The organism is Moraxella oblonga NBRC 102422 (genome assembly GCF_001598275.1).
GTDB lineage: Bacteria > Pseudomonadota > Gammaproteobacteria > Pseudomonadales > Moraxellaceae > Moraxella > Moraxella oblonga.
The window spans coordinates 17563-29119 of sequence record NZ_BCYQ01000019.1 but is presented as its reverse complement, the minus strand read 5'-3'; the positions used below and the strand labels follow the sequence as shown (position 1 = coordinate 29119).

Annotated in this window: 12 protein-coding genes; 5 read left to right on the top strand and 7 right to left on the bottom strand. The window is 41.2% G+C overall.

All coding sequences use genetic code 11. The features are described 5' to 3' along the window. Positions 1–113 precede the first annotated feature (113 nt). From MOB01S_RS06865 to MOB01S_RS12140, 3 genes are all read left to right on the top strand, one after another. A complete protein-coding gene (locus tag MOB01S_RS06865; protein ID WP_218016083.1) occupies positions 114–320 on the top strand; it encodes a hypothetical protein in 207 nt (68 codons plus the stop codon). A gap of 116 nt (positions 321–436) precedes the next feature. Next, a complete protein-coding gene (locus MOB01S_RS06860; RefSeq protein ID WP_066802971.1) occupies positions 437–1198 on the top strand; it encodes a BPSS1780 family membrane protein in 762 nt (253 codons plus the stop codon). Between the two features lie 69 nt (positions 1199–1267). Continuing rightward, positions 1268–1816 carry a c-type cytochrome gene (locus tag MOB01S_RS12140; RefSeq protein ID WP_084349649.1) on the top strand — a complete coding sequence of 183 codons (549 nt, stop codon included), beginning with the start codon at positions 1268–1270 and terminating at the stop codon, positions 1814–1816. Positions 1817–1881: 65 nt separating this feature from the next. Here the strand turns inward: MOB01S_RS12140 and MOB01S_RS06850 are convergent, their stop codons facing one another. Then, entirely contained in the window at positions 1882–2955 is a 1074-nt protein-coding gene (locus tag MOB01S_RS06850) for an AI-2E family transporter (protein WP_066802969.1), read from the bottom strand. A gap of 227 nt (positions 2956–3182) precedes the next feature. Here MOB01S_RS06850 and MOB01S_RS06845 point away from each other — a divergent pair, with 227 nt between their 5' ends. Both MOB01S_RS06845 and MOB01S_RS06840 read left to right on the top strand, forming a co-directional pair. Then, positions 3183–3755: a hypothetical protein gene (locus MOB01S_RS06845; RefSeq protein WP_066802967.1), complete on the top strand. Its 573-nt coding sequence runs from the start codon at positions 3183–3185 to the stop codon at positions 3753–3755. A 51-nt stretch (positions 3756–3806) separates the two neighbouring features. Then, on the top strand, positions 3807–4715 hold the full coding sequence (locus tag MOB01S_RS06840) for a tRNA dihydrouridine synthase (protein ID WP_066802965.1): 909 nt from the start codon (positions 3807–3809) through the stop codon (positions 4713–4715). A gap of 53 nt (positions 4716–4768) precedes the next feature. Here the strand turns inward: MOB01S_RS06840 and hisC are convergent, their stop codons facing one another. The 6 genes from hisC to MOB01S_RS06810 form a co-directional block, all read right to left on the bottom strand. Next, on the bottom strand, positions 4769–5860 hold the full coding sequence (gene hisC / locus MOB01S_RS06835) for a histidinol-phosphate transaminase (RefSeq protein WP_066802963.1): 1092 nt from the start codon (positions 5858–5860) through the stop codon (positions 4769–4771). Between the two features lie 15 nt (positions 5861–5875). Beyond that, the gene (locus MOB01S_RS06830; RefSeq protein WP_066802961.1) at positions 5876–6505 is read right to left on the bottom strand and encodes a carbonic anhydrase; all 630 of its coding nucleotides are present in this window, start codon (positions 6503–6505) and stop codon (positions 5876–5878) included. A 1-nt stretch (position 6506) separates the two neighbouring features. Beyond that, the gene (locus MOB01S_RS06825; protein WP_066802958.1) at positions 6507–7568 is read right to left on the bottom strand and encodes a hypothetical protein; all 1062 of its coding nucleotides are present in this window, start codon (positions 7566–7568) and stop codon (positions 6507–6509) included. 15 nt (positions 7569–7583) lie between these two features. Then, a complete protein-coding gene (gene aroB, locus MOB01S_RS06820) occupies positions 7584–8693 on the bottom strand; it encodes a 3-dehydroquinate synthase (RefSeq protein ID WP_066802954.1) in 1110 nt (369 codons plus the stop codon). Between the two features lie 8 nt (positions 8694–8701). Next, on the bottom strand, positions 8702–9241 hold the full coding sequence (locus MOB01S_RS06815; RefSeq protein WP_066803030.1) for a shikimate kinase: 540 nt from the start codon (positions 9239–9241) through the stop codon (positions 8702–8704). Between the two features lie 216 nt (positions 9242–9457). After that, positions 9458–11542: a type IV pilus secretin PilQ gene (locus MOB01S_RS06810; RefSeq protein WP_066802951.1), complete on the bottom strand. Its 2085-nt coding sequence runs from the start codon at positions 11540–11542 to the stop codon at positions 9458–9460. Between the last annotated feature and the right edge of the window lie 15 nt (positions 11543–11557).

Sequence of the window (11557 nt, the reverse complement as noted above, 5' to 3'; positions counted from 1 at the left end):
ATTATAGCCTAATTGGGGGGATTTATAAAGTAGTTTATTGACCATCAATGGGGCAAAATTTGACTTTTTGGGGGGAATTTGGTAGATTAGAACAATGCTTTACCCACTTGATAATGATGAAAAAGTTAAGCAGAAAAACCACTTCACAATTAACAATGATGATTTGTGCCATCATTTTGGGGTATTTTGGCATTATCAAACAAGAGTATGACAATCCAATCATTGCTTTTATTGGCATTTATATGATTTTGGAAAGTTTGTATTATTTTTGGCAATTTTATAAAAAGAATGACACCATAAAATTAAAAGATAAATGGTGATTTCATATTGAGTTTTTGGTGATGAATGTGTTTTATCATCAATTTTTAAAACTTGTGGACTTTTATGGGTAAATTTGTTACACTGATTACAATTTCACAATAACAACAAGGATTTTATGAGTAACAATTATAATCCTTACCAAGCCCCACAAAGTGATGTTTATGATTATCAAGAGCCAAGTGAACTGACCTTATTGGACATACCTCAATCCTTATCCATTGGCAGTGGTTTGTCATGGATTGGAGGAGCGTGGCAGATTTTTATGGCTCGTCCTTTATTGTGGATTGGATTGGGCTTTATTGTCATGGCATTGATGATGACCGTTGGGGCAATTCCTTTACTGGGTAACATCTTATTCATCATGCTCATGGTTGGTATCGGCTATATGGCATATTTGACCGACAATGAGCAAGCAATGGAAATTGGCGATTTGTTCATTGCATTTCAAGAGCGAGCAGGGAATTTAGTGTGGTTATTCTTTGCTCAATTACTCTTTTTATTCATTTTGTTCATACCAACCATGCTGATTTTATTTTTAGTCATTGGTGGTGCTGATGGCAATAAAAGTACTGACAATCCAATCATCATGCTCATTTATCTGCTGATAGGTTCAATATATCTTTGTGTTTATGGGGCAGTAATTTGGTTTTCGCATTTTTTGGTATTTTTTCACGAACTACCCCCATTTAAAGCAATCACATACAGCATTAAAATGGCATTTAAAAATCTCTTACCAATGACACTTTATGGTATTGTTATTGGCATATTATGGTTATTGGGTTTGTTGACATTTGGACTGGGCATTTTTGTTGTCTTTCCATTAACCATGATTAGTAGCTATGTTGCTTATAAACAAATTGCCACTGACAGTAATTAACTGACATTACTCATTGATAAAAAATCACATTCCCAATTTCAATATTTTTTAACTTGCAAGGTTATTTTTATGAAAAATCCCAGCAAAACCCTATCATTATTATTGGCAAGTGCCGTATTTTTGACCGCTTGTGGTGGCGACAAACCTGCCGACACCCCAAAAACAGAACCAAAAGCCCAAACCACCCAAACTCAGCCCGAAGCAGAGACCCCAAAAGCAGATGAAGTCAAGGCGGACGAACCTAAGGCACAAGACACAACAAGCGAGCCAAAAGCTGACAATGCAGACACTGCCAGCACAGACAAAGAAACAACCCAAGCCCCAAAAACAGATGAGCCAACCAAAACAGAGACAAAAACCGAAGTTAAAGCTCTATCCCTAGAAGAGGGCAAGGCTCGCTACGAAAAAACCTGTAAAGTTTGCCATGATCAAGGTCTCTTAGACGCTCCCAAGATTAGCGATAAAGCAAATTGGGCAAAACGCCTAGAAAAAGGCGTGGATACCCTACACGCCCATTCTGCCAAAGGTTTTGGTAAAATGCCTGCCCAAGCGACAGGTGATGTCTCGGAGGCAGAAGTCTATGCGGCGGTGGATTATATCATCAGTCAAGTTAAATAACCCCACAAATTAAAATAACGCCCAATGAATAAAATTGGGCGTTATTTCATTGGGCGTTATATGATTTATTCTAAGGTTTGCGGTAGGTTTTTTGCCAAAGATTGGGCGTTATCATTACCCATAAGTACGGCATAATGGGCAGTATTTGGATTAGATTCCAATATGATTTTTATCACCATAGTTAAAGGCACTGACAACAACATACCCACAACCCCCAAAAGCCAACCCCAAAACAATAATGACAAAAACACCATGAGCGTGGACAATCCTAGATTTTTCCCCATAATTTTTGGTTCTAGTACGTTGCCAATAATACCATTAATCAATAACATACCAATCAAAACACTCATACTCACCGAAAAATCATTTAATAAAAATGCTTGTAAAATCACAGGCACAGAAGCAATCACGGAGCCGATATTTGGCACAAAGTTTAACAGAAAACTTAGTGTTGCCCAAAGTACGGCGTATTGCACACCAAGCAGAGTTAATAATACCCAAACACAAAAGCCTGTTAATAAACTGATTAATGCTTTTAAACCCAAATAATGAATCACACTGTCTAAAATCAAATTAATCTTGGTGTTGCTGATGTGATGATGCTTTTCGGTTTTTTCTAGTACAAATGCCAATTTATGTTTAAAGTCAGGAGCTTCAAACAACATAAAAACAACCATTAACACCAGCACAAAAATGTTAGAAGCCACACTAGACATTCCTCCCATTAAACTGCCCATAAAAGAAAAAATGGATTTGACATTTAAATGGTCGGTAATCATATTGGCATTAAATTCAAAAGGTAAATGCCATTTTTTTGCCAATGCCACCAATTCATCAATACGCACCAACATTAGCTTTTCGTATTGGGGCATAGAGCGAGTAAATTCGGCAATTGATGAATTGACAAGCCCACCCACAAACACCAAAATCAACGATAAAATAAAAAATAACACACCAATCGCTATCCAATGTGGTATTTTGTGGCGAGTCAAAAAGTTAATGAGGGGCGAACAAATGATGGCAATGAACAGCGAAATCAAAAACGGCACAAGCAAACTTGCCGACAATTTAATGCCTGCCAACACAATCATCAATGAGGCTGTGCCAACAAGTATTTTTAAATAGTTGTGTGAAGTCATAAATTTTCCAGTGAATTGTCCATAATGGCAATTTTTACTTAACAAAAGAGAAATTTTGTACTATTATGAACGATTTTTCACATAAAATAAACCCATAATACGTTTTCGCACCCTTGCCATGCATTGATTGGCACCCAATTTTTAAACAAATCCGTCAAAATCAAGACAAGCCACACAAAATTTGCTACAATCTACATCAACAACCCCCCTTTAAATTGGACACCATCATGAAATTTGCTCGTTTGACCGCTTTTTTCCTTACTCTCACCGCCCCTGCCCTTACTCCTATGCTTGCCCACAGTGCCGACTGGACACCTGTTTTTGAATATTTGGAACAAAACAAAACAGGCGATGATGGGGCGTTGATTGGCAAGCTAATGGACAATATTTTTGTAGAAAATCTCCATTCTGGCAATTATAAAAAAATCAATCCTTTAACCAACTACGCCCAACACGGCAATTATCCGATTACCACGCCCTACAAAGAAGATTTGTTACCTGCCAAAGCGTATAAAGACAGCAAACAAGACCTGCCGCTAAAAGCTGTTATTCCTTTAAAAAATGCCACGCTTTATGGCTATCCCCTAAAAAGTTTGACCTATGAATATTACTGCTTTGAATGTGGTGGTGTGGGTTTTTACGCCACGCTCGCTCCAATGAATAACGCTCAATTTCAAGCCCTAAAACAACGCGTTCATTTTGATAAAGAACCTGATTATGTCTGTGAAGGTGCGGGCAATTCGGCAAGTTTGGAACGAGACAATAAAGGCGTGTATGTCGTGTTAAATGTTGGGTGCTGATTTGTGAACTTCTCCCACTTCTTCCCCCACCCCGTCCGCCTGCTCGCCCCAATGGAAGGCTTAACCGACCCATTGATGCGTCAGATTTTGACTCAAATTGCCCATGATTTGGGTCGCCCTTATGACTGGGGGGTCAGCGAATTTATCCGTGTTACTCATTATCCACTGCCTGCCCATGTGTTTTATAAATATGTGCCAGAGCTACGCACCAATGGCAAAACAGCAAGTGGCACACCCATTCATATCCAACTTTTGGGCAACAATCCAGAAACAATGAGCCAAAGTGCCTTGACTGCCATCAGTCTGGGGGCGTGTGCCATAGATTTGAATTTTGGTTGCCCCGCCAAAACGGTCAATAACCACAAGGGCGGTTCGGTACTCTTAGATGAGCCAGAGGTTTTATATGCCATCATCAGTCAGGTTCGTCAAGCCGTCCCCACCCATATCCCTGTCTCTGCCAAAATCCGACTGGGCTACAACGACACTTCTAAAACACATGAAATCGGACAAGCGGTCAAATCAGCCAATGCAAGCTGGCTTACCATTCATGCTCGCACAAAAGTGGACGGTTATAAACCGCCTGCTTATTGGGAAAAAATTGAGCCGTTTACTCATCTAGGCTTACCAGTCATCGCCAATGGTGAGATTTGGACGGCTGATGATGCAAAACGTTGTACCAAACAAGCCCACACCCCACATCTGATGCTAGGACGTGGTGCAGTAACAAGACCTGATTTGCTTGCCAATATCCATAACGGAACAACCTTGGATTGGCAAGGGTTGATTCCTTATCAATTGAGCTTTTTAAATGACAATACCGACAATCAAGGCGGACTGGTTGGGCGATACAAACAATGGCTTGGTATGCTCACAAAAGGATACACAGAAGCACAAAGCCTTTGGCAAGTGGTGAAAAAACTAAAAACGGCGGACGAAATCAAAATGGCACTAACCGCTTAAACAAAAAACCTAAACAAAAAAGGGTGTAATTACACCCTTTTTTAATCCCAAAATCACCCCAAAATCTGTCTTAAACCATCTATCAATCGTGCGTTTTGTTCGGCTGTCCCCACCGTAATCCGCAGATAATCGCCAATGCGTGGCTTGTCCCAATGACGAACCAAAATACCCTGCTCTCGCAATTTATCAAAAATCATCTTGGTGGTGAGTGTGGCGTGGTTGGGTTTGGCAAATACAAAATTGGCAGATGATGGCAACACATCAAAACCAAGTTCGGTAAGTTTGGTAGTTAATGCGTTGCGAAGTGCAATGACCGCCTGACGCTTGTCCTGAAAATAAGCCTCGTCCAGAATACTAGCAACCGCTCCTGCTTGGGCAAGACGGTCAATGGGATAACTATTAAAGCTATTTTTGTAAGTGGCTAATGCTGTGATAAGGTTTGGGTTACCAAACACCGCCCCCACACGCAATCCAGCCAGCGAACGAGATTTTGAGAAAGTCTGTACCACCAATACATTATCAAACTCATTAATCAAGCCAATGGCAGATACATTTTTGACATCATCAGCATAATCAATATAAGCCTCATCAATGACAATGACTGCATTGGGGTGTTCTTTTACAAGTTTACGAATACTCCCCAAATCTAGCAAAACACCTGTTGGGGCGTTGGGATTTGGGAAGATAATCCCTCCACACGGCACGCGATAATTATCAACATCAATGGTAAAATCCGACTTTAAAGGAATGGCTTGGGCATTAACCCCAAAAGTTTGGGCATAAACAGGATAAAAGCCATAGCTGATGTCTGGCATGAGTAGCGGACGTTCTTTAACAAAAAAACAGGCAAAAATAAATGCCAAAACCTCATCAGAGCCATTACCAACGAACACTTGTTCACGTTTTATGCCATGATAATTCGCCAACGTTTGGCAAAGCTCATCAGATTCAGGTTCAGGATACAGGCGTAACTCATCGGCACGGTCTAGCACCTTTTTCATCACTTCAATGGCTTTTGGGCTTGGTGGGAAGGGATTTTCATTGGTGTTGAGTTTGCATAAATCTGCCATTTTGGGTTGCTCGCCTGCCACATAGGGGGTAAGCTGGCGAATTTTCATGCTCCATAAGCGTGTATCAATTGTCATGATAACTCCTTTTCATTAACTGTCTAAAAAATTGACCCGACCTGTGGCAATGTCATACTCCGCCCCAATAATCGTCAAATCCCCATGCGTTACCATGTCCTCTAAAATGCGAGAGCCGTGTTTGAGCTGGCTGACCGACATACGCACATTGGCACGCACCGCCCGATTGACAAATTCATCAATATCCACTTCGGCATCACTGGCTGTCATGATTTCGTGCAAATTATAAACACTAGGGCGAATCCTATCTACGATAGATTGTAGGTTTGGAGAATAATACTGATCAGGGTTAATCAACGTTTCTACACATGCCGTTACCGCACCACAATGGCTATGACCCAATACCACCACAAGGCGAGTACCAAATTTTTCGGCAGCAAACTCAATAGAGCCTATTTGACTAGGGGCGATGATATTTCCTGCCACTCTGATGACAAACAACTCACCAAGTGGCTGATCAAAAATCAATTCCACAGGCACGCGAGCATCCGAGCACCCCAAAATAATAGCACTTGGTTTTTGTTCCTCAACCAACTCTGGCGGTGCAACAGTCAATGGCTTGGTACTTGCCAAATTTGCCATATACCGTTCATTACCCGCTTTAAGATTTTCTAGCACCGTTTGAGCAGACAGATTTTCTTTCATATCAATCCCTATCAGCTCCGGGTATGCTGTTGGTATTGGTGTTGGGTCGGGCATTTGACTTGGGAGCTTCATACGTAACGTCATTATTTTGGGTGTAAGTAACGGACGAAGATGTCTCTGACGACACCGCAGGTTTTTGTGGCGTTGGTGCTTTGGGTGCAATTGACATATCAATCACCATCTCTTGGGCTGATTCTGCTGTTTCTGATGGCGTTGGCTTGTTGGTTGCAACGTCTTTTTTGGTTTGGTTGGTTGTACTGGCTGATTTTGGCGTACCTGTTGCTGCATTTGAAGTTGGTACATTTGCCATGCTTGGTGCATTTGCAAAATTAGGTGTACTCGATGCGTTGGGCGAAGCTGGCGTGGCGTTCTGAAACTTATTGTCCAAACCACTCCTTAATTGCTCGGCAGACAATCGGCTAGGCGCTATTTCTCGCTTAGCTGGCATCAAATTCACCTTGTCTAGCATCTCTTTGCCAAATAAAGTATCACCACGTTCATATTGATCCATGATTTTGATATAATAGCCAATCTCTTCTGCTTTTACTTTGGCAGTACTTGGCAACCCAAAGTTCACTTTTTTAATGGCGGATAAAGCCTCTTGGGCACTTGCCATACTGCCATAAGTTAAAATATAGCGAAGCTCATCATTGGCGTTGTGGTAACGAAAATAAGCAAACTTATCACGGTCATCTCGTTGGTTGAGATATTCAACAATAATATCGTTGCTTGACACATTCATGACTTGTACTGTCCAGCGTTTGGCATCTTTTTCAAAATATGACTTATCTTTAAACTCGCTAGGATAGTTGCGTAAATCTCGTATCACTGTTGCAAAATCAATCGGTGGCACTTCTTTGGTCAGTTGCACATAAGATTCAATGTATGTTGGCAAGGGCGAATCGGCAAGGGTAATTTTTTCTTTTTGGCGTTTTTCATTAACTTGTGCAACATCGGTAGTTATCCACAAAAACAACCAAACCACCGACAAACCTATCGCCAAAACAAACCACAATATGGCTTGTGCTTTAAATATAATATTTGATATAACACTTTGCGACATACTACAACCTTATCATCACACCACATACTCATCAATAGAAACAAGCACCTCTTCCAACATTCTTACATCAAAATCTGCACTAACAAAGGCTTGCCCCAACGATTTTAAAAGTACCAAACGGATTTTGCCACCCTTCACTTTTTTGTCATGCCCCATAAGGTTCAAAGCCACGTCAGGGGCAATGGCGGGTGGCTTGATGGGCAAATGAAAATCTTGCAAAATTTTTGCCACACGTAGCACATCTGCACGTTCTATCAAGCCCATTTTGTGCGACATCACGCTTGCTTGCATCATGCCAATAGAAACCGCCTCACCATGTAGCCATGTGCCGTAACCTTCGTGTGTCTCAATGACATGTCCAAAAGTATGCCCAAAATTTAACAATGCCCTAACGCCTGCTTCTCGCTCATCACTGGCGACAATTTTGGCTTTATAATCACAACAACGATACACCATATGGCTTAATGTATCTGCATCTTTATCAAGGATTTTTTGGGTATTTTGTTCAAGCCATATTAAAAATTCATGGTCAAAAATCAGCGCATATTTGACCACTTCTGCCATACCCGCCAAAAATTCACGGTCAGCAAGCGTCCCGAACGTCCCCATGTCTGCTAGCACACATACAGGTTGCCAAAACGCCCCTATCATGTTTTTACCAAGCGGGTGATTAATGCCTGTTTTACCGCCTACTGAAGAGTCCACTTGGGCAAGTAGCGTCGTTGGTACTTGGATAAAGTTCACACCTCGCATATAGCTTGCTGCTGCAAATCCCACCATATCACCAATCACACCGCCACCCAATGCAATCAATGTACAATCTCTGGCAAAATGGTTTTGCATAAGCACATCATAAATGGCATTGATGCTGTCTTGGTTTTTATGAGTCTCACCATCAGGCAACACACATACCGCAACCGTAAAATTTTGACTCAACTCATCTTGTAACTTTTTAAGATAAAATGGTGCAATCACGTCATTACTAACAATCAGCACTTGCTTGCCTTTGATAAAAGGTACAATCTGACTTGCCAAATTTATTGTTTTTGGCGAATCGCCACTTTTACCGATAAAAATGGGATAATCATGGCTTTGAGTATGTACAGTTAAGATGTGTTGATTCATGAGTATTATCACTTATAATGAATAGAATGATATTTTTCCAATGCTTCAATGATTTCTAAAAGCATTTGCTTAGGATAGCTTTTACCTGTCATAATGACCATATCCGCCACTTCAAGATACAAGGGTCTTCTCTCTTGGTAAAGTTTTTCAAGCACCGCTCGTGGGTTTTCGGTCTGCAATAATGGGCGATTGGTGTCTTTTTTGGTGCGAAGTAGTTGAGTGTCTACGTTAGCATCTAAAAAAATGACCAAACCACGCTTTAATAATTCACGATTTTCGGCACGAGTAACCGCTCCCCCTCCCGTAGCAATCACAGCATTGGGCATACTAACCAATACTTTAAGAGCTTCTGTTTCACGTTGCCGAAATCCTACTTCCCCTTCTTTGGCAAAAATCCAAGGAATGTCCGTACCTGCTTGATCAGCAATGTACCAATCACAATCCACAAATTCACGTTTTAAATGTTTGGCAAGGAGTTTGCCAATGGTTGTTTTGCCCGCCCCCATCGGCCCTACTAAAAATATGGAAGGCAAATGGGCAAATTTCATGGTTGGTTTTTGAACAATCACCTCAACCACAACTGATGCTTCTTCAAACATTAAAAATACACTTTAAAAATTAGCTATGATACAAGGTTTATGGCTATCTTGCCAGTTATTTATTCATTAATTTTACAAGCAACCAAAAAACAACCGCAATTTATCCACAAAATAAACCTACAAAACAAAAGCAGGCACCAGACCTGCTTTTGTCATCATCAAACATCATCTCATACGACTGGTATTATCGTGAATCAGCTTAGGTGTAATAAAGATGAGCAACTCTTCTTTATTATTCTCTTTATTATCATACTTAAATAAACGACCAACACCGGGAATGTCGCCAAGGAATGGTACTTTACTCTTACCATTAGAAATGGTGTTACGGAACACGCCACCTAGCACCACCGTTTGACCATCTTCCAACAAGACATTCGTATTTACCGAATCCCTACGAATTACTGGCACACCACCATAAACCTCACCCGTGGTATCAGCATTTTCAACCGTTAATTTTAATGAGATTTTACCCTCTGGAGTAATTTTTGGTGTCGCTTCCAAAGAAAGGGCAGCTTCTTTAAAACTTGTGTTTGTTGCACCACTGGCTGAAGCCTCTTGATAAGGGATTTCTTTACCTGAAAGAATCTTAGCGGTTTGGTTATCTTCCGTCAAGACCTTAGGTGATGAAATCACCTCACCACGACGCTCTGCCTGCATGGCTTGCAAGGTCAAATCAAGAAGCATGTCGCTAATACTAAGCAAACCAACATTAAATGAAGAGGTTGCAGCAGATGTAGCACTCATTAAGTTTACTGATAAACCTGCTGAGTCTAAAGTGGCGGTTGGTTTTAGTGGATTAAATGCTGGGGTAGTTGAGTTGTGAGTGGCACCCCATCTTACACCAATCTCTTTTGAAAATGCCTCGGTAGCAGTAACAATACGTGCCTCAATCATCACTTGATCAAGCGGAATATCAATCTGCGTAATCATCTCACGAATATTGTCAATACCTGCTGAGGTATCTTTGACAATAATGGTGTTGGTACGTGCATCAGCAGTAATCGCCCCCTTAGGAGAAGCCAACAACGATGTACCATTACCTTGACTACCACCTCCACTGCTATTAGCGTTTTTAAGTAAATCAATCACCGTATCTGCTTTTGCATAGTTGAGCTTGATATACTCAGTACGCAGTGGCATCAACTCATCAATTTTTCTACTATCTTCTAAAATCTTGGCACGGTTAGCAGCCAATTCAGCAGCAGGAGCCACCCAAATCACGTTACCATTTTGTTGCATGCCCAAGTTTTTACTTTGCAGGATAATGTCCAGCGCTTGATCCCAAGGCACATTAATCAAACGCAAGGTGATGTTGCCTTGTACGTTGTCAGCAGCAATGATATTGCTGTTTGTAAACTGACTAAGCACATCAAGCACCGTACGCACCGACACGTCTTGGAATTCCATAGACAGTGGTTCGCCTTTATAAACCTTTTTCTCCGAAGTTGGATCTTGGAGTTTGGTTGGTGGTGCAATAGAGATGTTTAGGGTTGAACCAGACTGATAAGCTTGATATTCAAAATCACCCTTCATGTCAATGGTAATAACACCACTTTGACCTTGGTTGGCGGCAGTAACACTCGTTACCAAACCACTGGCTTGAATTTTATTAATCAGGTGGCGTGGAATGGTTGTGCCCTTAGTGCGCACAACAATTTTATTGCCTTGACGTTGCACATCAACAGGAATGTACTCGTTCACCAATGCAATCTTAACACTACCACCACCATTTTTAGTGCCAGAATAATTAATGCTAGATATGCCAGTAATATGGTCTGACGCCGAACCGACATTAGAATTCAATAGTGGATTTACCCTAACATTAGTTGCTTGCGAGCTTGCAGGTTGCACCGCTCTGGTATTGTTGTCTTGGGCGATTTTTAGCACCAACTGGTTGCCTTCAATGCTACTGGTGTACTTGGCGGTGCCGTTTAGATTCACCAACAAACGAGTATCTGAACCAGAATTAAGAGCAGTAACGCTATTTACCAAACCACGATTGATGGGCATATCACGTGGCAGACCACTACTACTCACCTGCTTAAAATCAAACACCATCTGATTGCCTGCCTGCTGACTGGCTACTGGCTTGGTGGGCTTGCCATCAAAGTTAATACGAATATGCGTGCTATTATCTGATGCTTGGGTGGCAGACAATGATTGAATGGCTAGGGCATGCGCCTCTACTGCTAACATACTAACTGCCAACGCAGAGTATACAAAGGTGGATTTTTTACTTAAAAAAGTCATTATTTCGTCCTCAAA

Bases quoted from the DNA above. Each gene is read 5' to 3' on its own strand.
- MOB01S_RS06865 (WP_218016083.1), top strand. From the start codon at position 114: ATGATGAAAAAGTTAAGCAGAAAAACCACTTCACAATTAACAATGATG.
- MOB01S_RS06860 (WP_066802971.1), top strand. From the start codon at position 437: ATGAGTAACAATTATAATCCTTACCAAGCCCCACAAAGTGATGTTTAT.
- MOB01S_RS12140 (WP_084349649.1), top strand. From the start codon at position 1,268: ATGAAAAATCCCAGCAAAACCCTATCATTATTATTGGCAAGTGCCGTA.
- MOB01S_RS06850 (WP_066802969.1), bottom strand. From the start codon at position 2,955: ATGACTTCACACAACTATTTAAAAATACTTGTTGGCACAGCCTCATTG.
- MOB01S_RS06845 (WP_066802967.1), top strand. From the start codon at position 3,183: ATGAAATTTGCTCGTTTGACCGCTTTTTTCCTTACTCTCACCGCCCCT.
- MOB01S_RS06840 (WP_066802965.1), top strand. From the start codon at position 3,807: ATGGAAGGCTTAACCGACCCATTGATGCGTCAGATTTTGACTCAAATT.
- hisC (WP_066802963.1), bottom strand. From the start codon at position 5,860: ATGACAATTGATACACGCTTATGGAGCATGAAAATTCGCCAGCTTACC.
- MOB01S_RS06830 (WP_066802961.1), bottom strand. From the start codon at position 6,505: ATGAAAGAAAATCTGTCTGCTCAAACGGTGCTAGAAAATCTTAAAGCG.
- MOB01S_RS06825 (WP_066802958.1), bottom strand. From the start codon at position 7,568: ATGTCGCAAAGTGTTATATCAAATATTATATTTAAAGCACAAGCCATA.
- aroB (WP_066802954.1), bottom strand. From the start codon at position 8,693: ATGAATCAACACATCTTAACTGTACATACTCAAAGCCATGATTATCCC.
- MOB01S_RS06815 (WP_066803030.1), bottom strand. From the start codon at position 9,241: ATGAAATTTGCCCATTTGCCTTCCATATTTTTAGTAGGGCCGATGGGG.
- MOB01S_RS06810 (WP_066802951.1), bottom strand. From the start codon at position 11,542: ATGACTTTTTTAAGTAAAAAATCCACCTTTGTATACTCTGCGTTGGCA.